This is a genomic window from Rhodococcus sp. OS5, from assembly GCF_056837585.1.
Window position 1 is genome coordinate 5,960,920 of record NZ_CM166368.1, and the last position, 25,183, is coordinate 5,986,102.

Sequence of the window (25,183 nt, forward strand, 5' to 3'; positions counted from 1 at the left end):
GACGAGGACAGACCTACCCGGAAGCGCCGTCACAGCGGATTACTTTCTTGGACAAGAGTTTCAAGCGTCATCCTGACGGCGTCCAGATGTTCGGCCATCGCCCTGGAGGCGTGGTCGTAACTGCCGGATGCGATTCCTTCGACTATTCGTTCGTGTTCCTCGTTCGACCTTTCCTGGCGACCGGCAACAAGATTGAGTGTCTCGGACTGCCTTGTCAACGCTTCACGAATATCGACGATTACCGACTCGAAGACCCGATTCCTACTGGCTTTCGCGATCAGTCCGTGGAACTGCGCATCGAGTGCGACCCATACGAGCGGATCATCCTCGTCACGCATCTGCTGGACCAGTCCGCGGAGAGCCGTCAACTCCTCCGCTGTGTGCCGTTGGGCAGCCCATCCTGCGGCCGGAATTTCGACATGCGGCCGCGCTTCGACCAACTCGTTGGCCGCGTAGCTGCCGAAGTCGAGGTCTCGCGCTATCGAATCGCTGACGACGAAGGTGCCGAGCCCGGATTTCGTCTCGGTGAGCCCGAGGGCATGGCACGAGCGCAGGGCTTCACGGATGACCGATCGACTGACCCCGTGTCTTTCGGCCAGGGACGCCTCGGACGGGAGACGCTCTCCGACTGCCAGTTCGCCGGAGGTTATTGCGGCACGGAGGTCGGCGAGAACCGCCTCGGCAGCACTCACCCGCGAGGCGACGGGTCGCCTGGTGGCCCAGCTGTCTGACAGGTTCATGCCGTCATTGTTGCGACTGCCGAAGTCCCGCGTCAAACATCGCACTTGATGAAGGGTTGACGTGCCGGAGTGAGCGAGGTAACAATTACACCTGTCAGACAGCCTGATAGCCCGATAGCAGGGCGGGACTATAACTCGACCGTCAGCGCTGCGATCCCGAAATACACCCACCGCGCAGAGTGATGCTTGCGCGAAGAGACACGAGGAATTGATCAAGTGCTCGAAACGCGAACAGAACACGATCTGCTCGGCGATCGCGAGGTTCCAGCCGATTCGTACTGGGGTATCCACACCTTGCGCGCAATGGAGAACTTCCCGATCACTGGTCGAACAATCTCCACGAACCCGCATCTGATCCGCGGCATCGCTTACGTCAAGTGGGCCGCAGCCAGCGCAAACGAAAAGCTGGGCATCCTCGACCGCCCGCGCGCGGAGGCCATCTCACAGGCATGCAAGGAGATCGTGGACGGGCGGTGGCACGAACAGTTCGTGGTGGACGTCATCCAGGGTGGCGCCGGCACGTCGACGAACATGAATGCGAACGAGGTCATCGCCAATCGCGCGTTGGAAATCCTCGGCCACCAGCGCGGCGACTACGAACGGCTTCACCCCAATGAACACGTGAACCTGAGCCAATCGACCAACGACGTCTACCCCACGGCCGTGAATATCTCGACGATCTTCGCGATCGATGACCTGCTGGATGCACTTCTTACACTCCAGAACGCATTCACGACCAAATCTCTTCAGTTCGCCGACACAGTGAAGATGGGACGCACCCAACTGCAGGACGCCGTGCCGATGACCCTGGGTCAGGAGTTCGGGACCTACGCGGTCATGATCGAGGAGGATCGGGCGCGTCTGGCTGAGGCCGCTCTTCTCGTTCACGAGATCAACCTCGGTGCGACTGCTATCGGCACTGGCCTCAACGCACCCGCCGGCTACGCCGAGGTGGCCTGTTCCGACCTGGGCGCACTGACCGGACTGCCGCTGGTGTTGGCAACGGATCTTGTCGAAGCGACCCAAGACGTGGGCCAGTTCGTCCACCTCTCCGGCGTCCTCAAGCGGGTCGCTGTGAAGTTGTCCAAGGTGTGCAACGATCTCCGGCTGCTCTCTTCGGGCCCGCGAGCCGGATTGAACGAGATCAATCTTCCACCGGTGCAGGCAGGTTCGTCGATCATGCCGGGCAAGGTCAATCCTGTCATTCCCGAAGTCCTCAATCAGGTCGCGTACGAAGTCATCGGCAACGACGTGACGATCACGATGGCTGCGGAATCCGGTCAGCTCCAACTCAACGCTTTCGAGCCGATCATCGTGCACTCACTGTCCGAAGGAATGCGACACCTCGGTGCGGCTTGCCGCATTTTGGCGGACCGGTGCGTACTCGGCATCACGGCTAACACTGAACTGCTGCGCGCCCGAGTCGAAGACTCCATCGGCCTCGTCACCGCGCTCAACCCCTACATCGGATATACCGCGTCCACTCGGATCGCCCAGGAGGCGTTGATTTCCGGGCGTCGCGTCGCCGATCTCGTAATCGAAGCCGGCCTGCTCGACCGCGAGGAACTCGATCGGTTGCTCAGCCCCGAACATCTCGCCAATCTCCGCGTTTCGGGGGAGAAGCCTCATGCCACCGCTGTTGCGGAGGAGGTTTGATGACCGTCGAACGGGAAGAGACAGGCCGCGCCGAAGTTGCCACTGAGGAGGATCTCGGATATCAGAAGGCGCTCGGCCCCAGACAAATTCAGATGATCGCGATCGGTGGCGCGATCGGAACCGGCCTTTTCATGGGGGCGGGAGGGCGACTACAACAGGCGGGCCCGGCCTTGGTTCTCGTGTACGCGCTGTGCGGATTCTTCGCGTTCCTGATCCTGAGGGCGCTCGGCGAACTGGTGATGCACCGACCGACTTCCGGATCCTTCGTTTCCTACGCACGCGAATTCTTCGGCGAAAAGATGGCTTTCGCTGCGGGCTGGTTGTACTGGATGAACTGGGCAATGACTGCCGTGGTCGACGTCACGGCTGTGGCGTTGTACATGAACTTCTTCAAAAAGTACTGGGCGCCACTGGGACACATCGATCAGTGGATGTTCGCTCTGATCGCGGTGTTGCTGGTTCTCGGACTGAATCTCGTGTCCGTAAAAGTCTTCGGAGAGTTGGAGTTCTGGTTCGCGTTGATCAAGGTCGTGGCCTTGACCGCATTCCTCGGGTTCGGTGTCTATTTCGTACTCTTCGGCACACCCATCGAAGGGCATTCCTCCGGATTGAGCCTGATCGCCGACAACGGTGGGCTGTTCCCCAACGGAATACTGCCGGCAGTCGTGGTGATTCAGGGCGTCGTGTTCGCCTACGCTTCAATTGAACTCGTGGGGACCACGGCTGGAGAGACCGAAAATCCCCGGAAGGTGATACCCAAGGCGATCAACACAGTGATCATTCGGATCCTCGTCTTCTACGTGGGGTCGGTCCTGCTGCTCTCGCTGTTGCTCCCGTACACCGAATACCACGCCGGTGAAAGTCCATTCGTCACATTCTTCGGTTCGATCAACATCCAAGGCGCAGATGCGATCATGAATCTGGTCGTTCTCACGGCGGCGTTGTCTTCCCTCAATGCCGGGTTGTATTCGACCGGACGAATACTCCATTCGATGGCGACGGCCGGTTCGGCGCCTGCCTTCGCTGCCAGAATGAACAAAGCCGGAGTGCCGTACGGGGGAATCGCACTCACCGGCGTGGTCATCCTGTTCGGCGTCGGGCTCAATGCTGTTGTCCCAGCGCAAGCCTTCGAAATAGTCCTCAATCTTGCGGCACTGGGCATCATCAGTGCATGGGCGGTAATTGTGCTGTGCCAGTTGAGGCTCTGGCAACTTGCGAAACAAGGCAAAGTCACTCGCCCTGCCTTCCGCATATTCGGCGCACCGTACACCGGGATCGCGACACTGGTCTTTCTTGCGGTCGTTATCGTGTTGATGGCATTCGACAACCCTGTTGGAACGTGGACCGTCGGATCCATCGCGATCATCGCACCGCTCTTGATGATTGGTTGGTACGCCGCCAGGAATCGTATTCGCGAGTTGGCCATCCACCACCCCGCAGCTTGACGTGAAAGGACCACAGTGTCGAAAGTCGCAGTTGTCACTACCGGTGGCACCATCGCCAGCACCCGGGATGCGCATGGAATCAGCCGGCCCGCAATCACCGGTGCAGATCTGGTCGGCAACGAGCAGACCGACATCGAGCTTCGAGTCGTCGACGTGATGTCGAAGGACAGCTCGAGCATGACCTTCGCGGACATGGATCGTGTTCGCGACGCCGTAGCCGATCAATTGAAAGATCCCGAACTCGACTCGGTGGTCGTGCTTCACGGCACCGACACGATGGAGGAAACTGCGTTCTTGTTGGACCTGCACCACGACGACCAACGCCCGGTGGTCTTCACCGGCGCGCAGCGCACTTTCGACCATCCCGAATCCGACGCTCGTTCGAATCTCGCCGCGGCGATCTCAGCCGGACTGGACATCTCGTCACACGGGCGTGGTGTCCTCATCGCCTTCGGCGGTTCGGTCCATCCAGCCGCAGGTACGCGAAAGTCCGATACGACGGCACTCGATGCCTTCCGCCGCGTGCACATCGATCCGCTCCTGCTGCGTACTCCCGAACCATTGCCGTGGCATCCGATTTCGGACACCCGCGTCGACATCATCGCCGTGTATCCCGGGGCAGACCGCGTACAGATCGACGCCTGCGTGCACGCCGGGGCGCAGGGACTTGTTCTCGACGGACTCGGTTCGGGAAATGCCAATCCGACGATAGTCGAGGCCGTACGAGACTGCGTAGGCGCTCACATTCCGGTAGCCGTGACAACTCGGGTGCCCTCGGGGCCAATCTCCCCGGTTTACGGTGGCGGTGGTGGCGGGCACGACTTGATCGCCGCAGGCGCTGTATTTTCCACCGATCTTCGAGCCGGGCAGGCACGTGTACTTCTGGCAGCCTTGTTGTCAGATCCGGATCTTGTGGGCCTGGAAAAGGTATTCGACCGCTATTCGAGGTTTGCTCGCACCCCGCCGTTCGGGCGGTAGAACTAGCGACACCATTCATTGTTCGAAATTCACTCCGCTAAATCAGGGACTTTGGTCCGAATATTCGACTTGGACGCTTATTTGGTGTCCGAATTGGGTAGTTTCACATCATCTAACTCGTTCAAAATTTCGATCCAGCGGTCACGTCCAGTGCAGCCAGTCGAACAGGAGTCGGATGAGCAGCCCATTTCGTGATGCCGCTGCAGTAACGCTCGACGCGTCTCACCGCGTCGGGCAAGCGCACGTGCCAGGCGCCGCACTCAACGGTCGTTTTCACCCGCCAACTGCCGTGAAAGGACTGGTCGCGCGTCCGCGCCTGCACCGCAAACTCACCGCATCCACTGCCACCAAAGGCTCAGGCCCCGGGCCTGTCGGGTTGCTCTCGGCTCCGGCCGGTGCGGGGAAGACCCTACTTCTGGCCGATTGGGCTCGCGAATATTCCCGAGCCTCCCCTGATGTTGCGCTGGCCTGGCTGACGTTGGCCGAGCGCGACAACAACGTGTCGATACTGTGTGAATCCCTCGCCGAGGCGATCGCGACCTCCGTCGATGCGGCCGGCCAGAGGCTCCCCGTGCAGACCGGATCCAGGCCGCCCGTCGAGCAGTGGCTCGCGCACTTTGCGGAAACCCTCGAAACGCACGAGCGCCGAACAACGTTGATCCTCGACGACGTTCACACCCTCCACGATCCGATGTCGATCGGTCTCCTCGATCGGATACTCACACAGACCCCGGGCAACCTGTCGATTATCGTTGCCGCCCGCTACGAACCACCGCTCACGTGGCATCGTCTGGCTCTCGACGGCCGACTCACCCGCTTTGCATCCACCGATCTCGCTTTCGATCGCTCCGAGATCACCGCGATATTCGGCGAGTACGACATCACGCTGCGCGACGACGAACTCGCAATCGTCGAGAACTTCACCAAGGGGTGGGGCGCCGTCGTTCGCCTGACCGCCGCGTTTCTGGCCGGCCGCAGTGACATCGGCGATGCACTGAACGAGTTCACGCACACACCCCGCCCGATCGCCGACTTTCTCGTCGACGAGGTACTGACGTCCTTGCCCGAACATGTCACCTCGTTCATGTTGCGAACATCGGTGGTCGATTCTTTCTCCGCCCAACTGGCGGAAACTCTGACGGACTCGAACGCTCTATCCGAGATCGACTCGCTGATTCAGTTCAACTTCCCCGTGACCCGTACCGATTCCGCCGACCACACAACGTGGTTCAGCTATCACCCTCTCTTGCGCGAGCACCTTCGGGCAGAGTTCCGTCGCGTCGATCACGTCGAGAGAAACCGCGTACACCTGCGAGCAGCAAGCTGGTTCGAAAGCAATCACTTCGAACTCGAGGCGCTCGAACTCGAGGTGTCGATCGGAGACCCACACCGCATTCTCGCGTTTCTCGAACGCTGCGGGCTGGGCCTCGTACTCGACGGGCACTGCGGGGACGTCGTGCGAGTCCTGGAATCGGTGTCGACGCAGGTTTCGGAATCCCCGATCACCCGACTGGTGCTGGCGGCGGCCGCCCTCCACTCCGGTGACGTGACCTCGGCGACCACGTGCCTCGATCTTCTCGAGGCAACTCATCCACCGATTGCAGAAGATCCATTGTTCCTGGCGATGAGCCTGGAAATCTCCTGCGTTACGGCGACTTCCGACAACGAGCCGCTGGCGGCACGTCTGGAGCGGCGTCAGAAAAGCACCCACTCCGACATCGAAGCCTACGCACACATGGAATTGGCGTCGGCACACTTACTGCGACGTGAGTTCGACAGGGCGACTGTCGAATACACTCAAGCCGTCGCACTCGGGACAATACGGGGCAGGGCGCGATTCGTCTTGAAGTCGCTGACCGGACTGGGCTACGTAGCTTCTCTCAGCGGAGACATCGGGGCGATGAGGGCTCACTCCGTCTACGCTCTCGACTACGCGGTCGAACATCGCATCACGACGACTGCGGAGTACGAGTTGTCCGCGTCGGTGGCCGCCTTTGCCACATATCTCTGCGCTTCGAGCGAACTCCCGTACCGCATCCCGACAATCGGAAACTACCGGAGCACAGACGTTCTCGGCGCCAGCGCGCCGGTGTTCGGGTGGCACTCCGTCGTAACCTTCGGCCTTCACAGTCTCGACGGCTCGACCGACCGACGCTCGACCGCCGCCGATGTTCGCGACGCGATGCTCAGCGCGATCGAATTACGTACCTTTGCGTTCGCGACCTTGGCTCTTCTACCACCCGTCGTCCACGCATGCCTTTCCGTCGGCGAAGTGGAATGGGCAGCGAGACTCGTGCGTGACGCAGCCGATCAATTCGGAGAAACGTCGGAGATACATCTCGCACGGGGTGCCGTCGCCTTCTCGTCCAACAAGTTCGCGGAAGCACTCGTCGAAGTTTCCGAAGCTCTCGGGTCCTCCGAAATCCCGTTGCTCGCACATCACGTCTACGCCTGGACACTCGAAGCCGGGATCCACGCTGCAACAGGTCACGAGCGCAAGTCGTTTCGCTCCCTCCACAAAGCGCTGCGCGCCGCGGAAGCCGGTAGCCTGCTACGCCCCTTCCTCGACTACGGCGCATCCCTGCGGCCGGTGTTCGACGAGTTCAGTGGACATTTCGGAGATCAAGAAGCATTTGCCGAACAGGTACGTAGCCGCATTCGCCCACAAGAATTGGTGAGTGCACCGATCCTCACGCCAGGCGAATACACCGTACTCCGTGAACTGGCTTCCGGAGACACCACCGAGTCCATTGCCGACACGCTGTTCCTTTCCGTCAACACCATCAAGACGCATCTTCGCGGGATCTATCGCAAGTTGGAAGTGAGCAACCGACGCGACGCGCTCAAGGCTGCGCGACGCGGCGGACTCATCTGAGCAAGACTGCTTCCATGCCCCCGAAGCTGTATTCCGATACGCGCGATCGATTGACCGTGTGGGCGAGACGTACACCCAGTCGACGGTTGGCGACTGATGCAACCATCGGGGTCTTCGAAGTCGGGCTCGTGGACAGCGCCATGACTTTGGCGGCCCAGGCCTTTACGTCATTGCTCCCGGTCATGATTGCAGCGTCGACCTTGGAGAAGCTGAAGCCGTTGGCTGATGCCGCCAAAGACGACCTCGGCGTCCAACTCCCCGACACCGTATTGACCAGTACCTCTACCGCGGCAGCGTTCGGGATTGTCGGCTTGCTCATGCTGCTGATCAGTTCCACGTCCTACGCTCGCGCTCTCGGCCGGATGTACGGACGGATCTGGAGCGTGCCGACGGCGACACTCCGTCAGGCGTGGCGGTGGTTCGCGGTAGTGTGCGTCGTGGCCGCGTCGGTGGTCGGTGCGGCCCTGTGCCGTGAACTGAATGGTGTTCCGGGAGTGGGCAGAGTCCTGGAATTCACAGCGGTCTACGTCGTGTGGGCACTCGTGTGGACAGCCGTGCCCATGCTGCTGACGGCCAATCGCATGACCACTCGAATGTGCGTCGGGTCAGGATTGCTCACCGCGACGGGCCTGACCGGACTGCACGTGGCCGGCACTCTTTTCCTCCCCCGAATGACAAAGACGTCGCAGGACGAGTTCGGTCTTCTGGGCGTGATGTTCACCGTCATCGGCTGGCTGTTCATCTTCTCGGCCATCGTGGTTGTCGCGTCGTCGATCGTCGGATCAGTGGCCAAAGATTCCGGTCCCCTGGGAATCTGGCTACGGACATCACGCTGAGGTGTTGTCTCGACCTGCAAGCGCTTTCGAGACGGTCGGATAGACGTCGACCTTCAGCGCGCCCTGGTCGGCACCGGACAGAACGTCGCGGAACTGCCCGATGTCGCGTGCCACTCGGAAGCTCACATTTCTGCGTGCCAACGAATCTCGAAGCTGAGCCAACATCTGCGCAGCGCTGACGTCGATGAACGGTGACGTCTCGGCGTCGAGAACGACCATGGTGGTGCCGGCGGTCACCAGACCGGTGATCTGATCACGCACGTGATCGGCATTGGCGAAGAACATCCCCGCTTCGACCCTGACCACTACGACGCCGTCGAGTGTCTTCAGATCAGGATGCCCACTGATGTCGACCCAGCGCGTGCCGTCCTTGGCCAGAGCGGCCACGTGCGGTTTGGAGACCCGATACAGGAGCAGCAACATCGAGACGGCGATTCCGATGATCAGACCGGGCAACGTGTCGAAGAGGAGAACCCCGAACATCGCCGCGATCGCCGCCGCGAAATCGGCCCGGGCAGCGTGCCCGTAGATACTGCCCAACCTCTTCGTCCACACCCGGTACAGCGCTGCGAGGGAGGAGAAATCGACCAGTTCGATCACTGCTGCGATGACCACAGCCGAGAGCGTCGCCTCTGGCAACTTCTCGAACAGGCCGGTGAGAAACAGCAGTGTCACCAGCGTCAGCGCCGCGACCACCAGTCCGCTGACCTGAGATTTGGCGCCCGCTCCTCCGTTGACGGCGGTCTTCGACAGGCTGCCGTTGACCACCATTCCCGAGCAGAGACCCGATCCGAGATTGGCCGCACCCAGTCCTGCCAGTTCACGATTGGCGTCGATGGTGTAGCCGGCTTTGGCCGCGTATGTCTTTGCAGCGCCAAGACCTTCGGCGAAACCGATGAGCAGAACGCCGACCGCAGGTCCGACCAGGTCGAGGTAGTCCTCGGCTCCCACACCACTCGGCAGACCCATCGACGGCAGGCCCGAGTCGATGTGTCCGACAATGTCGATGCCACGATCGTCGAGGCCGAACAACGCTACTGCGGTAATGCCCAGCAGCACGACGAGGAGCGAACCCGGTACGAGCGGAAGCCATCGCTTGACGCCCAGGACCATTGCCAGGCTGAGCAATCCGATGATCACGGTCGGTAGGTCGACCTCACCCAGTTCCTTCACCACTGTCCACGTCTGGACGAAGAAGTTTCCCTCCCCCTTGTCCACGCCCAGGAGTTTGGGTACTTGACCGATGATGATCGTGAGCGCCAGACCGACGATGAATCCCTTGAGAACCGGCTCGGAGATGAAGGACGCGATGAATCCGAGGCGCATGAATCCTGCGAGCAGTCCGACGAGCCCGGTCACGATCGCCAATGCCGCCGACAGCGCGATGAATCGGCCGTCGTTTCCTGAAGCCAATGGCGCAATCATCGCCGCGGACAACGCTGCGGTCGCCGACATCGGCCCGACGATCAGATGGCGCGAACTGCCGGCTGCTGCATACAGAATCAATGACGGAACCGCAGCATAAAGCCCGACCACCGGCGGAACTCCGGCGATGGTGGCGTACGCGAGCGCTTCCGGAACAAGGACAGCCCACACCGTAAGGCCCGCAATGATGTCGGGGCGAAGCCAAGCGCGTTGATAGTCGGACAACGATCCGAAGACCCACCAGGTCCGCGTGTGCGGAGCACTCATAGTCCTTGCACCCCTTTACTGATCTGCATCGCCGCGATCAGGACGAGGAGCCCGACGTTCAGCAAGTGCGTGTTGGTGGCTATCCAGGTGCGGATCTTCAGCAGCGGTTCGGTTGCCTCGTCCTTCTTGATCAGCAGGAGGGCAACAGGTACCGCGACCGAGGTCACGGACACCAACGAGAAGATCACGGCCGAGACGATCTGCGACGTCGGTGCCACGGTGCTGAGACGAAGGTTCATCGCTGCTGCGATGGCACACGACATGTCGATGGGGTTGAGAACGAACAGCGCGAAACCGAGCACACCGGATCGCATTGGTTGGAAGTGCTCAACCGATTGCAGCATCTTCGGCAGCTGAGGGGCCGCAGCCACAACGTCGCCAGGGGCAACTGCAGCCGCCATCGCCTGAACCCCGCGACGACTGCGTGAGTAGACGAACCAGGCACCCGCCAGCAGAGTTGCCCCGAGAACGAGATGGATGATGGGCACCCACAGCGGAGGGTGTGTGCGCTGATGAACCTGGAGTGCGGTCAAGATGACGTACGAACCGGCCAGCGCGACAACTATTCCGAGATACCACCCGATCAGGTACGCAATGCTGTTGATACGCGCTCGTTCGGAAAACAGTACGGCCACAACGGCGACAACCGCCAGCGGGCTCATGATGATCCCGAGCGCCAGCGGGATCTGTTGCAGTAGCAGCGATCCCATAACTACCTCCAGTTGTCAGAGACCGCCGATGCCCTTGCCGATGAGAACAACACCGATAACCAGGATCAACACACTCATCACCGTGGCGTTGTTTTCCTGCAACCACACCTTCAGCTTGGCCAGCGGACCACGCAGTCGCTCCGCGGCAACGAGGTAGCCGATCACGGGCACGCACACTGTGCAGGCCGCGATGATCGTGAAAACCAGAATGGCGACAACAACTTCTCCGGAGCCCAATGACGCGGATCCGATCGAGATTCCGGCCGCGATACACATCATCAGATTCTTCGGATTGATCGCAGCCAGAGCGAAGCCCAAGCCGAGGCCTTTGACAGCGGTCATGTCATCGATGGCGTGCATCCACTTCGGGGTTTCGTGCTCGCCTCCGCGTCCGCGCCATTGCTTGACTCCGAACGCAAGAAGCAATACACCCAACGCCAGCTTGATCCACGACACTGTCGCTGACGGATCACCTTCGGAGTCACCGAGCTTGCTGGACAGAAGCACGAAGATCACGGTGGCGACGACGATTCCCAGTATCCAGCCCAGCGCGAACCCGACGCTCGTGCTGCCGGCACGCTTGGACAACAACATCAAGATTGCCGCGATGATCGGGATCGGCGATACCGCAACGCCGACCGCGAGGGGTAACAGATCCCCGATGACAGATCCCATGCCGACCTCTTCTCTCTCCCGGTCGACACTAGGGGTGGCGACTCTACGGAGCCTCACACAAAAGGGATGAACGGACCCGCGACGACATTCACCCGTAGGGGATGACGCCCCGAGCGCGTACGGGAGTAAGACTGGATCCCACGGATGCGGAGTCCTGGATCGGGCAGCGACGCCGATTGCACTTGACGACATGCGATTTCGAGGCTCGGAGCGCTGCCTTCTCGAACCTCATGGCCCTACGAAATGGAGCGGATACTGATGAATGCTCCCACTCGGTATCAATTCCTCATCGACGGCGAAGTGTCGGACCGCGTCAAGGCCGCATTTCCTGAACTCAGTGTCGCCAGTGCCGCCGGCGGGTTCACCAGTTTGTACGGACCCGTCGCGGACCACACGGCTATGCGGAGCATCATGGCCCGTCTCGATTCCCTCGGCCTGACCGTCGCCGAAATGCGTCGACTCCCAGACTGATCCGAGCCACACCCTGTCGAAATGTCCCACGCACGAGCGATGGTCCCGACCGAGTCGACTCGGTCGGGACCAACTGCTCTCGGGTTGTTCGGTGCCTAGACTCTGTCCCTGTCCCAGGTCGCGACCGCCCAGATCACAACGACATCGAGCGCGATGACCAGGATCGACCACAGTGGGTAATACGGCATCCACAAGAAGTTGGCGATGATCGAGAGCGACGCAATGACGATTGCCGCCGCCCTGGCCCACACTGCACCGGTGAAGAGGCCGAGGGCCACCACGATCCCGATGATGCCCAAGATGATGTGGATCCAACCCCACGTCGTGATGTCGAACTTGTACGTGTAGTTGATACCCACGACAAACAGATTGTTGTCGGCAACGGCCGCGATGCCCTGAAGCAGAGCGACAATGCCTGCGGTGAGCAGCAGAATTGCTGCTGCAAACGTCGTACCTACCGCGAAACCCTGCCGGACAGGGTGATTCGCGGGTTCCCGCGGTGGAGCAGTCATCAGCGTTCCTTTCGACAGAATGCACTTCCCTTACTCAGTCTCGAGGGGCTGGAAGGCGAAAACATCACCCGTCGCGGATGAACCGCAGGTCACCGACCCGTACCCGTTTGCCGGGATCGCAAACCAGGCCTGACACCCTTTTCCTCGACTGAACACAGGCTGTGGCGTACTTGTGGGGGTGTTCACTCAGCTGAACCTGTGCCCACTCAGCAGTAGTCGCACTCGTCATCGCTCTCCGGCACGTCTTCGACGTTCAGCCGGGTGGGTGGACGCGGATGCATGACCGCTTCACGGTTACGGCCCCCTTCGGGGCGCTCGGACACCTGGCGCTGAGGTTGGCTGTCGGCCCGTATCTGCGGCGCCTTCTCGAGCAACGCGCCGCGCACATCAAGGGCCGCGCAGAAGTCGGCACGCCTTTCATCGAGTGAACACCCGCTCTGACGCACCGCAGCGAGTGCTCACTCGACAAAACCTGTGTTCACTCAGCAGCAGTCGCACTCGTCACCGCTCTCGGGCACAGCCACAACCGGGCAGCACGGATCGCCCTTCCACGCGTTGATGCCTTCTTTCACCGCGATGACGGCGATGACCAGTGCAGCAATCGGATCCGCCCACGACCAGCCGAGCAGCGAGTTGAGCAGCAAACCGACCAACAAGACAGCAGAGAGGTAAGTGCAGAGCAGCGTCTGCTTCGAATCCGCGACCGCCGACAGCGAACCCAACTCCCGACCGGCTCGGCGTTGCGCATAGGACAGGGCCGGCATGATCGCCAAACTCACCGCAGCCAAGAGTATTCCGACGCTCGTGTGCCAAGCTTCCCCCAGACCGAACAGCGACCGAATCGCGTCGAACGAGACGTACGCAGCGAGCCCGAAGAACGAGAATGCGATCACTCGCAGTGCCGTCTTCTCACGGCTCGTCGGATCCGGCGCCGAGAACTGCCAGGCAACAGCTGCCGCCGAGGACACTTCGATCACCGAATCGAGGCCGAAACCGAACAGTGCTGCGGACGACACTCGTGTGCCCTCCGCCATCGCGATGATCGCTTCGACGACGTTGTAGCTGATCGTGATCGCCACGAAGATGCGAATTCTTCTCGACAAGAGCGCACGCCGGTCAGTCGAGAGCCCGACACCGTCAACGGGCGCAACCATCAGCAGCACCCCTCTGATTCGCTGTCCGGGCAGTACGACGGATCCACCGCGAGTACGACCCCGAGCAGGTCGTCGAGGGCCCGACCGATATGTACATCGGCGAGTTCGTATCTGGTCCGGCGCCCTTCCGGGACGGCCACCACCAAGCCGCAACCGCGCAGGCAAGCCAGATGGTTGGACAGCTTCTGCCTGGTCACAGCCAGTGTTTCAGCGAGGTCGGACGGATACCGCGGGGCGGTCTTCAGTTCGAGCAGTATCCGTGTCCGAGTCTCGTCGGACAGTGCATGCCCGAACCTCGCAAGCACCGCCACGTTGGTCACCACATCTACGCCCTCGATATCCATACGTGCGACAGTACATCGAAAACTGGATTCAGAAAACGATGAACTCCGATGGTTCAAGATCCCACCATCGGGTAACGCAAGCGTGAAGCCACCCAACCAAGCGAACACCGGGAGCCCACATCCGATGAACCGTACAAAAGTCGACGACCACGTAGCGCTGGCCGAACTACCGACAACCGGAAGCATCTTCCAGGCCTCGTGGCCGGTGCGTACGGGTGACATCCACACCGACAAACAACTGCGCCTCGACGCGATCGCGCGCTACCTCCAAGACGCGGGCTTCGATAATCTCGTCGACCGCGGCGCCATGGATACACACCCGCTGTGGATGGTACGAAGAACGGTGATCGATGTACTCGAACCGGTCGTCTGGCCGGATCGAGTTCACCTGCAGCGCTGGTGTTCAGGCCTGTCGAACAAGTGGTGTTCGATGCGAGTTCGCATCAGATCCGATGGCGGCGGGTTGATCGAAACCGAGGCGTTCTGGATCAACATCGACCCGAAGACGGGAATGCCGGCATCCATCAGTGAGAAGTTCACCGCCGCCCTGGCATCGACGGCCGTGGACCAGCATCTTCACTGGCGTCGGTGGATCGACCCGACCCCGGACACGACGCCGTCAGCGGATACGCCGTTCCCGTTGCGCTCGAGCGATTTCGACCCCTTCGATCACGTGAACAACGCAATCTACTGGCAGCCCGTGGAAGATGCGCTGCCCGACAGATTACGAAGCGGGCCCTTTCGCGCGATCCTCGAGTACACCCAGCCCATCAAGAGAGGTGAGCAGGTGAGCGTGCGAACCGGCACGAACACGCTGCACATCGACGCAGGCGACGAGGCACGTGCGTCGGCGCGGTGGTTCGCCTTGTCTCCGAAGAGCAACGATCAGGGGTGAAGTTTTCCGAATCCCACGACGGCAGAGTCGGATTGCCAGTCCAGATCATGAACCCGCACCTTGCCGAACTCGTTGCCGCCAACCGTGACCGCAGAGTTGCCGTCCACTGCCACAACGATGTTGGTGTGCTGACCGACCCATCTCGAACTGTCGTAGATCACCACATCACCCACATTCGGGGTGTACCCGCTGCCGTTCTCGGCGTACGCGCCGATCCCTTGGTAATACTCCTGCAAGGTGTACACCCCCGGGATGCGCCAACTTCCGGAGTTCGGGTTGGACAACGGTCGACCCGCTTCCCTCATGATCCAGCTGACAAAGTCGGCGCACCACTCTTCGTCGATGCCGTCGGAATAGAAGGTGCCCGGACGGTCCTGCTCATGCTCGGATTGCAGTAGCTCGAGCACCCGACCTTGATCAGACGTGAGCGCACTCGCGTCCACCGCCGGGAACTCAGCCGTGTCCCAGGGCAGGTACCGCGATGGTGCGATCGCGACGACCACCACCCCAACCACGATCACGACGCCGAGCACCCCGGCAATCCAGAGCACGATGCGGCGTCGGCGGTTCGATTCGGCAGGACTCACCCTTACGAGTGTGCCAGCCTGCCGCGGACCGAATCGCCAACCACCCCGATGACCTGGCAATTCTCACCAAATTCACACGAATGTGCCACCAAACTATTGCGGTGGCACCAAAGTGGTGCCATAGTGATGCCATGGACTTGACACCGTACGTAGACAACCTTCGCCACGAACTCGCGGTGGCGGCCGAAGCAGGCGGAGAAGACGCAAAGGCACTCGCCGATCGTTTGACCGCACCGCTGGAATCAGCAGTGCGACTCACCCTTCTCGACGCATTGTCTGCGGCAGCCGCCGAGATCACGCGTGACCTCGCCCCGGGTTCGGTGGACCTGCGCCTGCGGGGACGCGAACCCGAATTCGTGGTGGCACCAGCCATCAGTGAACCGGTTCCAGCCCCCGTCGAAGAGGACCCGACTCCGGCACCGCGCCCCGTCACGGAGTCCGACGACGCCTCGATGACTCGAATCAACTTGCGGCTGGGGCAAGACCTCAAAGACCGGATCGAGGCGGCGGCCCGGGAAGCCGGTATCTCCGTCAACGCGTGGCTGGTTCGCTCGGCTGCAACGGCTCTGGAAGGCGGCGCGAACAGAAGCACTCCGAGACAGCGCACGTCCCAAGGTTCCGAAAGCTTCAGCGGCTGGGTGCACTGACACCGGCTTCATCTTTCGCACCACCCTCTTTCATCAACCGAGACAACCTCATCGGGAGTATCACCATGCCTACATTCAGCACACCTGACCCCATCACCTTGAACTTCGACGTGGCAGTCGCACAAATCCGGATCACGGCGAGCAGCCGCAACGACACTGTCGTGGAAGTGTTGCCCAGCAACTCGTCTCGCGAGGTCGACGTTCGAGTCGCCGAACAAACGCGCGTCGAATTCGCAGGTGGCCGGCTGCAGATCAAGACTCCGAAACAGCGCGGCCTCGGCATCTTCGGGAAGACAGGATCTGTGGACATCTCCGTTCAGCTTCCCTCCGGCTCGGAACTCGAAGGCACTGCCGCAGTTGCCAACCTCCGTAGCGAAGGCACTCTCGGACGATCACGGGTGAAGGTTTCCGCGGGCGATTGCACACTGGAAACCACCGGGCCGCTCAACGTCAGCACCGGGGCCGGCGCGATCATCGTCGAGCACGTGGCCGGTGACATCGACACGAGCACCGGGTCCGGAAGCATCCGCATCGGCCGCGTCGACGGCAACGCGGAGGTCAAGAACTCCAACGGCGACATCAACATCGGCACGATCACCGGCGCACTGAAGGCGAAGACCGCCAACGGCAGTGTCGCCGTCGAGCACGCCGAATCCGACGCGAGCGCCGCAACCGCCAACGGCGACATCCGTTTCGAGACCATCGAGAGTGGAGTCGTATCCGCCAAGACGGCCGCCGGGCGAATCCATATCGGCGTTCGATCCGGCACCGCCGCACGATTCGACGCTCATACGTCCTTCGGCCGCGTCGACAACCAGATGAATGCCACGCACGGTCCGGCTTCCACTGAACGCCGGGTAGACGTCCGGGCACAAACCAGTTACGGCGACATCGTCATTCGACGTTCGGAGCCTCGAGAAGAATCCAACAAGAAGATCTAGCGAAAGGAACGCTGATGTCCCGTAAACCAGCCATCACCGCGACGGGCCTGAAGAAGGCCTACGACGACAAGACGGTACTGGACGGAATCGACATCTCCGTCGACCGCGGAACCGTCTTTGCGCTCCTCGGCCCCAACGGCGCCGGCAAGACCACCATCGTGGAAATTCTCTCGACCCTCGTTCCGGCAGACGGCGGCAACATCCGCATCGCCGGGTACAACCCTTCCGACGATCCCGACGCGGTGCGTTCGCGCATCGGCGTCACCGGGCAGTTCTCAGCGGTCGACGACTATCTGTCCGGTGAGGAAAACCTTCTCCTCATGGCCGACCTGCACCATCTCGGCAAGGACGAACGTCGAACGCGCACTGAAGAACTCCTGAAGAAGTTCGATCTGATCGACTCCGCGGACAAGCTGGCGTCGACCTACTCGGGCGGCATGCGTCGACGGCTCGACCTGGCAATGACGTTGATCGGACGACCGGAGATCATCTTCCTGGACGAGCCCACCACCGGCCTCGACCCCCGAAGCCGACGCACCATGTGGCAGATCATCCGGGAGTTGGTCGAGGGCGGTGTCACCATCTTCCTCACGACCCAGTACCTCGAGGAAGCTGATCAACTGGCCGACCACATCGCCGTCCTCGATCAGGGACGGATCGTCGCCCAAGGTACGGCAGCGGAACTCAAACGGCACATCCCCGGCGGCCACATTCGTCTTCACTTCTTCGACCGAGATCAGCTCGATTCTGCTGCAGCTGTTTTCGACGAATCATCACGTGACGATGCCGCCTACGTCCTCCAGGTCCCCAGCGACGGGGGTGTCCGCTCGCTGCGCTCTCTTCTCGACCAACTCGACGCTCACTCGATCGACGTCAAGGAACTCTCCGTGCACACACCCGACCTGGACGACGTGTTCCTGACTCTGACCGCCACCGAAAGGACCGACGCGCGATGACCACCATGACGCTTGCCTATCAGGACTCGAAAACCATGCTGCGTCGCAGCATTCGACACATCCTTCGATATCCGTCGATGACGGTGATGCTCGTCGGAATGCCAGTCGTTTTCCTACTGCTGTTCGTCTACGTGCTCGGCGGAACGCTCGGGAACGGCCTCGGCCCCGGCGGTGGCGGCCGAGCCGAGTATGTCAATTACGTTGCACCGGCGATTATTCTGATGACCGTGGCATCAGCGGCACAAGGTACTGCCATCTCCGTCGCAACCGATATGACCGCCGGGATCATTGCACGATTCCGAACGATGGCGATCACGCGCACGTCCGTCCTGACCGGTCACGTTCTCGGCAGCCTCCTTCAGACGATCGTGAGCCTCGTTGTCGTCATCGCCGTAGCGATAGCCGTCGGCTTCCGGCCCACTGCAGGCTTCGTGGAGTGGGCCGCGACGTTTGCACTCCTCGTCTCGGTCTCCATCGCCATGATCTGGTTGTCGGTCGCCTTCGGCCTCGTCAGCAAGAGTGTCGAGACGGCCAGCAACCTTCCAATGGTGTTGATCCTCTTGCCGTTCCTGGGAAGCGGCTTTGTCCCCACCGACTCGATGCCGACCGTGTTGCGATGGTTCGCCGAGTATCAGCCGTTCACTCCGATCATCGAGACTCTTCGAGGACTTCTTCTCGGCGAAGCCATCGGAAACAACGCGATACTCGCGATCGGATGGTGCGTCGCAATCACCTTCCTCTCCTACCTCTGGGCACGGAGTTTGTTCAACCGACGCCCGGTGCGCTGACCTCGAAACACACGATCTTCGAGAACAGGTACGGTGTCGCTGTCGTCGAGTTCCGAGGCGATGGCGACGTCGTGTGGAAACCCCATGGCGATCAACTCACGTCCTGAGGCACAGTCCCGCAGGCGGTCCTCGTACGAATCCGCCACCGCCGCCCACGCATCCGCCGCCATCCGAGCCTCGGGCGATACGTGGCCGTCCCAACCAGCAGCGGTCAGCGCCGTGACAACCGCACCGGCACCCCACAGATCCTCCACCGCCGGGCGCAACTCTCCACCGGGCCACTTCTCCCCGGATGCGACTATCGCAACCCGCGATCCCGGACCATGTTCGTGCACAATCCAATCCGCGACGGCATAAGCGTTCCTCAAGGAAGCGCCGACACACACCGCAACCTCGGACGCCAACGCAAACGCGATAGTCGACCCGTTCGGAGACGGCAGCACCAGCCGACTTGGCGCCTCGGTCTCGCGAATCGTCTTGGGAGACAGACTGATCTGACCCTCTCTGGCCACACTTCGCCGTACAGCCAGAACCGCATCGGCATCACGCGCGTAGTCGACCGCACTCTCGTCATTCCAGGAAAAGGGAAGTACGTCGATTCCCGCGTCGGCGGCAACGCTCAGCGTCGTCGTGAACGAGAGAACGTCTACCACCACTGCCACATCGACGCCGGCAGCAACCGCTTCGGCGCCGCGCAACCCCCAGTCGAATCGAAGTCCGTAATCGAGTTGGCGATGCTCCGGATTCATCGCACCAGCATCTCAGAAACGAATCAGCTTGTCCGGCACGCGCAAGTCATCGTGCTCGTACAGTGCTCGCACGGCAACGGGATCGTCGGCGGCGCACACCGCGGCGACATCGTCCAACAGTAGGTCGTAGTCGGCGCCTGTCTTTCCGTCGTAGGCGTCCGTCATACGACCCCACTCGTCCCACGGCAGAGTTTCGACCTTGTTCATCGCGGCAAGATCCTTCACTGCGTTGCCGCGGATCTCGGCCGGCCCCCAGTTCTCGGTGCCGTACACCCCGAACTGGGACCCGTCGATCACGCCGCGTCGATACGCCAGCCACGCCTCACCACCACTGAGGAATTCTCCCGGCTGCAGATCATGGGCGCGAGGAAGGACGTTTTGTCCGAGGATCTCCGAATCGATGCGGATCCACCGCTTGCCGGCGTCGTCCCAGTACTCGGTGATCCAGTGGTCCACGCCCTGTCCCGGTTGAAAGTAGGTGGCAAAACCACAGCGGACGCGAGCGGCAATTCCGCGATAGCGCAGAAACGCACAACTCAAAACAGCAAAGTGCCGACAGGTTCCGACGAGCCGCTTGTCGGGTTCTCGGGCGGAGGTCACCGGTGCCGGATCGAGCGCAAGCAGGCGTTGAAGCAGAACGCTTGCCGGCCGGATCTGGTTTTCGTCGAATCGGTCGGCAGGCAGATTCAGCGACTGAGCATCGGTGGGTTGGACCACCAGGTACGGCACTACCCGGCATATTTGCATGGGGTCGGTGGGGAGCGACTCGAGGGCGAGCATGTCCACCCCGTCGATGCGGGTGAACGGTCCTGCTGATGTGTAGTCGAGAACCGCCGTCATGGGCGGAGGTTAACAAACACTGCCGACACAGCAACTCCACTATGGTTAGGGTCCCATAACCATGAAACCCGAGGTTGCCGTGAACCCTATGTTGAGCCGCCGTGCCATGCTGTCCGTCACTTTCGCAACAGCAGCCGGTTTCGCCCTTGCTGCCTGCGGCGACAGTGCGAAGGACGAATCCACTCCCGGCACCGAAGGTGCTCACGCCGAGGCCAACGCCTTCCCGGTGACGATCGACCACAAGTTCGGCTCCACCACCATCGAGCAGGCACCCAGCCGCATCGCAGCGGTCGGTATCGGCGACGCGGACGTTTTGCTTTCCCTCGGGCTGACGCCCGTCCTGGTCCCGGTGTGGAAGGGATCGACCGACGACGGAATCGGCGTCTGGGCCGACTCCGCAGTCCAGGGCGCCGAGCCGACGCCATTGGCCAACGCCACCACCGATTTCGACATCGAAACGATCGTGGCTGCAGCGCCTGACCTGATCATCGCCGTCAACAACGCGATCGACGAGGATCTGTACAAGCAGCTCAGCGCCATCGCGCCGACGGTGCTGCACGCCGCCGATCAGACGGATTGGGTTCTGCCCTGGCAGGAAGTCACGACCCGCATCGGTACGGCTGTGGGCGTTCCCGCGCAGGCAAAGAAGGAGGTCCAGGAAGTCGAAGACCTCATCGTTCGCACCCGCGCGGAGAACCCCCAGTTCGAAGGCAAGACAGCAGCTCTCGTCATTCGCTGGAGCGACGGAAATCTGCGAGCGTTCAGCCCCGAGGCAGCGCGGGCTCAGCTGCTCACGCAATTGGGATTCACGGCGCCTGCCGCACTGAAGGATCGGTTCGCGGGCAAGCTGAACTACGAGATCTCCGCCGAGAACTACGACCTCCTCGAGTGCGACTACCTGCTCTTCGACAACTACGAGAAGGCTCGCGCCGAGATGGAGTCGCAGCCGGCGTTCACCAATCTGAACGTGGTCGAGACCGGAGGCCTGATCAGCTTGGACCCCATCGTCAGTGACGCGGTGTCCATGCCGAACCCACTCACCATTCCGTTTGTGCTGGAAGATTTCGTCGCAAAGATCAATCAGACGATCGCTGGTCGATAACTTTCGTTCGGCCTGACCACACCCACAACACCACAGCCGACACGGCCACGCAGAGCGCAACGATCACCCATGGTGACGCCGGCGCTGCGTGGCCGTTGTCGACGAGGTCGTACACGAATCCGACTCCCACGGTTCCCAGGAGCGCGAGCAGACCGCCGATCGTGTTGAGCATGCCGAAGTGCGCTCCGAGGTTGCTTTCACGACCGAGGATCGCGATGGTGTCTCGCATCGGCGGCACCATCAACATCTGTCCCAGGTGCAGCAGCCCGATCCACACCGCCAGACCGACTATCTGCGTCGACGCCGAAGCTGCGGAGTCGACGCCGGTGACCAGCGGAACCAGGAACGACACCGAAATGAGCACAAGCCCGAAGGTGATCGCGCGCCGATGCCCGATGCGGTGGGCAACCGCGACCGTCGGTCCCTGCCCGACGATCACCAACACCGCCGCGCCCACGTAGAACCATCCCAGCGCCGACTGCGAACCGATTCCGCGCTCGAGCTGTTCCGGAAGCATCAGGTACAGCTGGCTGTACGCAACCAGCTGAAAACTGCAGAGCGTCGCGAAGAGCAGAAAGTTGTTGTTGGTCAGGACGCTTCGCCAGACGTCGCGCAGCGTATAGGTCGACACCGGGCCGTCGTGGGCATCGCCCGGTCGGGGGAACCAGATGAAGAACCCGACCCACATGATCGCGAAGAGCAACGCGGCGCTCGACGCCGTCCACGAGAACGGAAACATCAGGAGAGCAGCTCCCAGCGCCGGACCGATCACTGTTCCCAGGCGGCTGCACATCTGTTCCACTGCAAACAAATCGGTACGACGCATAACTCCGGCGGACTCGAGTTCGCGTCCGTACTCCGCGTTGGCCGACTCCACTGCGGGCGCGAAGAGCGCGGCAGCAAAGCCGACCAGGAGCACGCCGACGATCACGGCGCTCATGCTTTCTGCCAGACCGAGCATCAGAAAACCGACTACACGAACGGCTATGCCCAGCAGGATGATCGGACGCTTGCCGAACCTGTCGGCGAGGCTTCCACCGATGAAGAACATGCCCTGCTGACTGAACATCCGCAATCCGAGGACGAGGCCGACAATCCAGGCCGCAAATCCGAGGTCCTCCGAAAGGTGCACCGCCAGAAAGGGGACAACCAGATAGAACCCGATGTTGAACAGCACCATCGAGAGGAGGAGCAGCTTCACCACCGGCGGCAGGACACGAACCTTTGCGAAGGTCTTGTTACCGGGGAAACGCTCACTGAGTACCACGATCAGAAGACTATTGCCCGCACGGCGTTCTGTGGAAATCTGCCATTTTACAATTGGTTAACTGTCCGTTTAGGTAGCGATGGTAATCATCTTCCGGGGGTTCGAGCACACGACAACGAGAGCCGGGATTTGATGAATGGATTGACGCGCCGCCAGATGGTCAAGGCGATGGCGGTAGCCGCGGGCACAGTCACCGCGAGCGCATTTACATTGGGTGCCAATACCTCCGTCGCGGGGGCGAGCCCCGCGCAGGAGATCAAAGTGCTCTCCCTCAACACCTGGCACGGCGGAACCAAGATCAACGGTGGCCTGCAGCTGATCGCCGACATGATCATCTCGACACAGGCGTCGATAGTACTCCTGTCGGAAGCCGGCACTGCGACAACTGCATTGGCGGACATGCTGACCAAATCAGGAACCACCTTCTACGGAGCAGCGTCCTCCGACGTGGGGATTCTCTCCAAGTTTCCGATCGAGGAAACAGCCGACCTGAACTCGATGATCAAGGCAGTCGTGACGGTCGACGGCAAACAAATCGCCGCCTACTCGGCACATCTGGCCTACACGTCCTACGCGACGTATCTACCGCGCGGATACGGCGCGGGTGTTCCCAAGCCCGGAGAGTTCTCCGAGTTCGGTTGGAACAAGATGCCGTCCGGTCCGGTCACGGACCCCGAGACGGTTCAGCGTGTGAACATCAATTCGGGACGACCCAAGGCAATTTCGACGTTCGTCGACGATGCGGCAAAAGAACGGGCCAAGGGCAGATCCGTCATCCTCGGTGGCGATTTCAACGAACCGTCGGCCCTGGATTGGACCGACAGCACGCGAAATCTGTTCGACCACAACGGTGTAGTCGTTCCTTGGGAATCCACCCGCCTGCTCGACCAAGCCGGATTCGTCGACGCTTACCGCAGTAAGTACCCGAACCCGGCCACACACCCGGGCTTCACCTGGCCGTCCGACAATCCCGACGTCGACACCTCACAGCTCACCTGGGCACCCGAGGCAGACGAACGCGATCGGATCGACTACATCTTCGCCGACCGCGCTTCCGACCTGAAGCTGGGATCCGTCGGGATCATCGGCCCGCGAAAGACGATCGTGCACAACAAAAGAGTGGAGGAGAACTCCCAGGACAACTTCATCGCTTCACCGACGCCGTGGCCGACCGATCACAAGGCCGTTCTTGCGACGTATCGTTTTGCCAGCTTCGGCGGCGGATCATCGACCGGTTCGTGGAGCGGTTCCTGACAGGGCATCTCGTAGCCACTCGATCATCATCGGCGTCAACTCGGGCAGCTTGGTCACTGCGCAGTGCCCCGCATCCGGGATGACGTGTACCTGCGTGTTCGGGCGCTCCTCGAAGAGAGTGGTGTCGGAGAGCGGGATGTGAACGTCGTCGGCCCCGTTGACCACAAGCATCGGGGTCCGGCCGTCGTCGGCGGTCATCAAGACACTGCGATCGAAAGCACGCAGACCCTGTACCAGCGCCTCTTTGGTTGCCGGTGCATCGAAACCCAGTGCGTTTCCGACGATGTCACCCATGCCGTAGACCAGGCGCTCCGCGTTCGCGGTCTCGAACGCGCCCTTGACCGGGGCGCCGATGTTGATCACCGCATCGACGGCGCCGGTCAACCCCGACCGCACGGCGAAGTTGCCACCGAAGGAGACTCCCAGGTGTGCCACCTGGCCATTGCCGAGGGCGCGAGCCGTCGCCACCAGTCCGTCGATCACCTCGTCACCGAAAGCGTCGAGAGGAACCGGTGATTCACCAGTTCCCGGCTGGTCGAAAGCAACAACAGTCACTCCGGCGTTCTTCGCGAACGCACTGACCAACGGATGCATGTCCATCTTCCAGCCGTCGACGCCGCCGCTGAGCAACAGGACGGGTGCATCCTCGTACCTCCCGTCCACGGAGAGAATGTGCACCGGTAGCTCGATCTCGCCGGATCGGTAGGGCAGGGACAGGATTCGACGCTCGAACTCGAGCCCGAATCCCGGTGCTGCCTTGACGTATTCGTCCACCTGATTCTGCAGGGCCCGGCGCCGCGAATCGTTGGCCAGGACGGGGAACTTGGCGATTCCGTAGATCATCGCCGCGAGTGAATGATTGCCGGCCGCGGAGTACTTTGCTGCCAACGCCGACCACTCGTACGACCAACCACCCGGCGCGTCGGCCCAGGTCGAGTGGATGGACGCGCGCAGTTCCTCGAGATCCGAGACGGGGAGCCCGAAGCTCAGAAACTGTCCTGTGCGCTCTTCGAAGAGGCCTCGGTGATCGACAGGAAATTCGTATGACATGGGAAAACACCCCTCAATT

The 25,183-nt window shown here is 61.4% G+C and carries 26 protein-coding genes; 14 read left to right on the top strand and 12 right to left on the bottom strand.

Annotation, left to right across the window (positions count from 1 at the left end):
* Positions 1–29 precede the first annotated feature (29 nt).
* Entirely contained in the window at positions 30–740 is a 711-nt protein-coding gene (locus tag ACVZUB_RS27930; protein WP_050655023.1) for a FadR/GntR family transcriptional regulator, read from the bottom strand.
* A gap of 216 nt (positions 741–956) precedes the next feature.
* Between ACVZUB_RS27930 and ACVZUB_RS27935 the strand changes: the two genes are divergently transcribed.
* The 5 genes from ACVZUB_RS27935 (at position 957) to ACVZUB_RS27955 (ending at position 8,530) form a co-directional block, all read left to right on the top strand.
* Positions 957–2,396 (top strand): aspartate ammonia-lyase, encoded by a 1,440-nt coding sequence (locus tag ACVZUB_RS27935; protein WP_058038379.1) that lies wholly within the window; start codon positions 957–959, stop codon positions 2,394–2,396.
* A complete protein-coding gene (locus ACVZUB_RS27940; RefSeq protein ID WP_270923013.1) occupies positions 2,396–3,841 on the top strand; it encodes an amino acid permease in 1,446 nt (481 codons plus the stop codon). The genes ACVZUB_RS27935 and ACVZUB_RS27940 overlap by 1 nt, the downstream gene beginning before the upstream one ends.
* A gap of 15 nt (positions 3,842–3,856) precedes the next feature.
* Positions 3,857–4,819 (top strand): asparaginase, encoded by a 963-nt coding sequence (locus ACVZUB_RS27945; RefSeq protein WP_030536153.1) that lies wholly within the window; start codon positions 3,857–3,859, stop codon positions 4,817–4,819.
* A 175-nt stretch (positions 4,820–4,994) separates the two neighbouring features.
* The gene (locus ACVZUB_RS27950) at positions 4,995–7,694 is read left to right on the top strand and encodes a helix-turn-helix transcriptional regulator (protein WP_058226846.1); all 2,700 of its coding nucleotides are present in this window, start codon (positions 4,995–4,997) and stop codon (positions 7,692–7,694) included.
* Positions 7,695–7,708: 14 nt separating this feature from the next.
* Entirely contained in the window at positions 7,709–8,530 is an 822-nt protein-coding gene (locus ACVZUB_RS27955) for a hypothetical protein (RefSeq protein WP_003942972.1), read from the top strand.
* Here the strand turns inward: ACVZUB_RS27955 and ACVZUB_RS27960 are convergent.
* From ACVZUB_RS27960 to ACVZUB_RS27970, 3 genes are read right to left on the bottom strand one after another with little or no spacing between them, the layout of a single operon-like run.
* On the bottom strand, positions 8,522–10,222 hold the full coding sequence (locus tag ACVZUB_RS27960) for a SulP family inorganic anion transporter (RefSeq protein WP_050655018.1): 1,701 nt from the start codon (positions 10,220–10,222) through the stop codon (positions 8,522–8,524). The genes ACVZUB_RS27955 and ACVZUB_RS27960 overlap by 9 nt on opposite strands.
* Positions 10,219–10,932, bottom strand: coding sequence for a GAP family protein (locus ACVZUB_RS27965; RefSeq protein WP_042451601.1), 714 nt, complete (start codon positions 10,930–10,932; stop codon positions 10,219–10,221). The genes ACVZUB_RS27960 and ACVZUB_RS27965 overlap by 4 nt, the downstream gene beginning before the upstream one ends.
* Before the next feature lie 15 nt (positions 10,933–10,947).
* Positions 10,948–11,607, bottom strand: a complete 660-nt coding sequence (locus tag ACVZUB_RS27970) for a GAP family protein (protein ID WP_007730384.1) — start codon at positions 11,605–11,607, stop codon at positions 10,948–10,950.
* A gap of 258 nt (positions 11,608–11,865) precedes the next feature.
* On the opposite strand from ACVZUB_RS27970, the gene ACVZUB_RS27975 reads away from it, so the two are divergent.
* Positions 11,866–12,078, top strand: a complete 213-nt coding sequence (locus ACVZUB_RS27975; RefSeq protein WP_003943015.1) for a hypothetical protein — start codon at positions 11,866–11,868, stop codon at positions 12,076–12,078.
* Between the two features lie 95 nt (positions 12,079–12,173).
* Here ACVZUB_RS27975 and ACVZUB_RS27980 read toward each other — a convergent pair whose 3' ends face one another.
* Positions 12,174–12,590, bottom strand: coding sequence for a DUF7144 family membrane protein (locus ACVZUB_RS27980; RefSeq protein ID WP_003943077.1), 417 nt, complete (start codon positions 12,588–12,590; stop codon positions 12,174–12,176).
* A gap of 275 nt (positions 12,591–12,865) precedes the next feature.
* Here ACVZUB_RS27980 and ACVZUB_RS27985 point away from each other — a divergent pair, with 275 nt between their 5' ends.
* The gene (locus tag ACVZUB_RS27985) at positions 12,866–13,018 is read left to right on the top strand and encodes an SRPBCC family protein (protein ID WP_007730382.1); all 153 of its coding nucleotides are present in this window, start codon (positions 12,866–12,868) and stop codon (positions 13,016–13,018) included.
* A gap of 54 nt (positions 13,019–13,072) precedes the next feature.
* Here ACVZUB_RS27985 and ACVZUB_RS27990 read toward each other — a convergent pair whose 3' ends face one another.
* Entirely contained in the window at positions 13,073–13,744 is a 672-nt protein-coding gene (locus ACVZUB_RS27990) for a cation efflux transmembrane domain-containing protein (protein ID WP_228401454.1), read from the bottom strand.
* A complete protein-coding gene (locus tag ACVZUB_RS27995; protein ID WP_007730375.1) occupies positions 13,744–14,088 on the bottom strand; it encodes an ArsR/SmtB family transcription factor in 345 nt (114 codons plus the stop codon). Before ACVZUB_RS27995 ends, ACVZUB_RS27990 begins: the two co-directional genes overlap by 1 nt.
* A gap of 124 nt (positions 14,089–14,212) precedes the next feature.
* Between ACVZUB_RS27995 and ACVZUB_RS28000 the strand changes: the two genes are divergently transcribed.
* Positions 14,213–14,983 carry an acyl-[acyl-carrier-protein] thioesterase gene (locus ACVZUB_RS28000; RefSeq protein ID WP_007730372.1) on the top strand — a complete coding sequence of 257 codons (771 nt, stop codon included), beginning with the start codon at positions 14,213–14,215 and terminating at the stop codon, positions 14,981–14,983.
* Here ACVZUB_RS28000 and ACVZUB_RS28005 read toward each other — a convergent pair.
* Positions 14,974–15,570, bottom strand: coding sequence for a CHAP domain-containing protein (locus tag ACVZUB_RS28005; RefSeq protein WP_039973153.1), 597 nt, complete (start codon positions 15,568–15,570; stop codon positions 14,974–14,976). The two genes, ACVZUB_RS28000 and ACVZUB_RS28005, sit on opposite strands and share 10 nt — an antisense overlap.
* 131 nt (positions 15,571–15,701) lie before the next feature.
* Between ACVZUB_RS28005 and ACVZUB_RS28010 the strand changes: the two genes are divergently transcribed.
* From ACVZUB_RS28010 to ACVZUB_RS28025, 4 genes are all read left to right on the top strand, one after another.
* On the top strand, positions 15,702–16,217 hold the full coding sequence (locus ACVZUB_RS28010; protein WP_007730367.1) for a toxin-antitoxin system HicB family antitoxin: 516 nt from the start codon (positions 15,702–15,704) through the stop codon (positions 16,215–16,217).
* Between the two features lie 65 nt (positions 16,218–16,282).
* Positions 16,283–17,158 (top strand): DUF4097 family beta strand repeat-containing protein, encoded by an 876-nt coding sequence (locus ACVZUB_RS28015; protein ID WP_007730364.1) that lies wholly within the window; start codon positions 16,283–16,285, stop codon positions 17,156–17,158.
* A gap of 14 nt (positions 17,159–17,172) precedes the next feature.
* A complete protein-coding gene (locus ACVZUB_RS28020) occupies positions 17,173–18,114 on the top strand; it encodes a daunorubicin resistance protein DrrA family ABC transporter ATP-binding protein (protein ID WP_007730361.1) in 942 nt (313 codons plus the stop codon).
* Positions 18,111–18,902, top strand: coding sequence for an ABC transporter permease (locus tag ACVZUB_RS28025; protein WP_007730359.1), 792 nt, complete (start codon positions 18,111–18,113; stop codon positions 18,900–18,902). The genes ACVZUB_RS28020 and ACVZUB_RS28025 overlap by 4 nt, the downstream gene beginning before the upstream one ends.
* Here the strand turns inward: ACVZUB_RS28025 and ACVZUB_RS28030 are convergent.
* On the bottom strand, positions 18,857–19,651 hold the full coding sequence (locus ACVZUB_RS28030; protein WP_007730356.1) for a 2-phosphosulfolactate phosphatase: 795 nt from the start codon (positions 19,649–19,651) through the stop codon (positions 18,857–18,859). The two genes, ACVZUB_RS28025 and ACVZUB_RS28030, sit on opposite strands and share 46 nt — an antisense overlap.
* Before the next feature lie 12 nt (positions 19,652–19,663).
* Complete coding sequence (locus ACVZUB_RS28035; protein ID WP_007730354.1) at positions 19,664–20,491, bottom strand: transglutaminase domain-containing protein; 828 nt, start codon at positions 20,489–20,491, stop codon at positions 19,664–19,666.
* Positions 20,492–20,579: 88 nt separating this feature from the next.
* Between ACVZUB_RS28035 and ACVZUB_RS28040 the strand changes: the two genes are divergently transcribed.
* Positions 20,580–21,593 carry an ABC transporter substrate-binding protein gene (locus tag ACVZUB_RS28040; RefSeq protein ID WP_007730352.1) on the top strand — a complete coding sequence of 338 codons (1,014 nt, stop codon included), beginning with the start codon at positions 20,580–20,582 and terminating at the stop codon, positions 21,591–21,593.
* On the opposite strand, the gene ACVZUB_RS28045 is transcribed toward ACVZUB_RS28040, so the two are convergent.
* Entirely contained in the window at positions 21,568–22,860 is a 1,293-nt protein-coding gene (locus tag ACVZUB_RS28045) for an MFS transporter (RefSeq protein ID WP_007730351.1), read from the bottom strand. The two genes, ACVZUB_RS28040 and ACVZUB_RS28045, sit on opposite strands and share 26 nt — an antisense overlap.
* Positions 22,861–22,992: 132 nt before the next feature.
* On the opposite strand from ACVZUB_RS28045, the gene ACVZUB_RS28050 reads away from it, so the two are divergent.
* Positions 22,993–24,114 carry an endonuclease/exonuclease/phosphatase family protein gene (locus tag ACVZUB_RS28050; RefSeq protein ID WP_007730349.1) on the top strand — a complete coding sequence of 374 codons (1,122 nt, stop codon included), beginning with the start codon at positions 22,993–22,995 and terminating at the stop codon, positions 24,112–24,114.
* Here ACVZUB_RS28050 and ACVZUB_RS28055 read toward each other — a convergent pair.
* On the bottom strand, positions 24,085–25,164 hold the full coding sequence (locus ACVZUB_RS28055) for an alpha/beta fold hydrolase (protein WP_063315498.1): 1,080 nt from the start codon (positions 25,162–25,164) through the stop codon (positions 24,085–24,087). The genes ACVZUB_RS28050 and ACVZUB_RS28055 overlap by 30 nt on opposite strands.
* Positions 25,165–25,183: the final 19 nt, after the last annotated feature.

What these genes read in the sequence shown, in the direction of transcription:
- ACVZUB_RS27985 (WP_007730382.1), top strand. Translation starts at nt 12,866, where the DNA reads ATGCATGACCGCTTCACGGTTACGGCCCCCTTCGGGGCGCTCGGACAC.
- ACVZUB_RS28000 (WP_007730372.1), top strand. Translation starts at nt 14,213, where the DNA reads ATGAACCGTACAAAAGTCGACGACCACGTAGCGCTGGCCGAACTACCG.
- ACVZUB_RS28010 (WP_007730367.1), top strand. Translation starts at nt 15,702, where the DNA reads ATGGACTTGACACCGTACGTAGACAACCTTCGCCACGAACTCGCGGTG.
- ACVZUB_RS27955 (WP_003942972.1), top strand. Translation starts at nt 7,709, where the DNA reads ATGCCCCCGAAGCTGTATTCCGATACGCGCGATCGATTGACCGTGTGG.
- ACVZUB_RS28050 (WP_007730349.1), top strand. Translation starts at nt 22,993, where the DNA reads ATGAATGGATTGACGCGCCGCCAGATGGTCAAGGCGATGGCGGTAGCC.
- ACVZUB_RS27965 (WP_042451601.1), bottom strand. Translation starts at nt 10,932, where the DNA reads ATGGGATCGCTGCTACTGCAACAGATCCCGCTGGCGCTCGGGATCATC.
- ACVZUB_RS28015 (WP_007730364.1), top strand. Translation starts at nt 16,283, where the DNA reads ATGCCTACATTCAGCACACCTGACCCCATCACCTTGAACTTCGACGTG.
- ACVZUB_RS27950 (WP_058226846.1), top strand. Translation starts at nt 4,995, where the DNA reads ATGAGCAGCCCATTTCGTGATGCCGCTGCAGTAACGCTCGACGCGTCT.
- ACVZUB_RS28035 (WP_007730354.1), bottom strand. Translation starts at nt 20,491, where the DNA reads ATGACGGCGGTTCTCGACTACACATCAGCAGGACCGTTCACCCGCATC.
- ACVZUB_RS27980 (WP_003943077.1), bottom strand. Translation starts at nt 12,590, where the DNA reads ATGACTGCTCCACCGCGGGAACCCGCGAATCACCCTGTCCGGCAGGGT.
- ACVZUB_RS27940 (WP_270923013.1), top strand. Translation starts at nt 2,396, where the DNA reads ATGACCGTCGAACGGGAAGAGACAGGCCGCGCCGAAGTTGCCACTGAG.
- ACVZUB_RS27975 (WP_003943015.1), top strand. Translation starts at nt 11,866, where the DNA reads ATGAATGCTCCCACTCGGTATCAATTCCTCATCGACGGCGAAGTGTCG.
- ACVZUB_RS28040 (WP_007730352.1), top strand. Translation starts at nt 20,580, where the DNA reads ATGTTGAGCCGCCGTGCCATGCTGTCCGTCACTTTCGCAACAGCAGCC.
- ACVZUB_RS28020 (WP_007730361.1), top strand. Translation starts at nt 17,173, where the DNA reads ATGTCCCGTAAACCAGCCATCACCGCGACGGGCCTGAAGAAGGCCTAC.
- ACVZUB_RS28025 (WP_007730359.1), top strand. Translation starts at nt 18,111, where the DNA reads ATGACCACCATGACGCTTGCCTATCAGGACTCGAAAACCATGCTGCGT.
- ACVZUB_RS27930 (WP_050655023.1), bottom strand. Translation starts at nt 740, where the DNA reads ATGAACCTGTCAGACAGCTGGGCCACCAGGCGACCCGTCGCCTCGCGG.
- ACVZUB_RS27960 (WP_050655018.1), bottom strand. Translation starts at nt 10,222, where the DNA reads ATGAGTGCTCCGCACACGCGGACCTGGTGGGTCTTCGGATCGTTGTCC.
- ACVZUB_RS28055 (WP_063315498.1), bottom strand. Translation starts at nt 25,164, where the DNA reads ATGTCATACGAATTTCCTGTCGATCACCGAGGCCTCTTCGAAGAGCGC.
- ACVZUB_RS27970 (WP_007730384.1), bottom strand. Translation starts at nt 11,607, where the DNA reads ATGGGATCTGTCATCGGGGATCTGTTACCCCTCGCGGTCGGCGTTGCG.
- ACVZUB_RS27995 (WP_007730375.1), bottom strand. Translation starts at nt 14,088, where the DNA reads ATGGATATCGAGGGCGTAGATGTGGTGACCAACGTGGCGGTGCTTGCG.
- ACVZUB_RS27990 (WP_228401454.1), bottom strand. Translation starts at nt 13,744, where the DNA reads ATGGTTGCGCCCGTTGACGGTGTCGGGCTCTCGACTGACCGGCGTGCG.
- ACVZUB_RS28030 (WP_007730356.1), bottom strand. Translation starts at nt 19,651, where the DNA reads ATGAATCCGGAGCATCGCCAACTCGATTACGGACTTCGATTCGACTGG.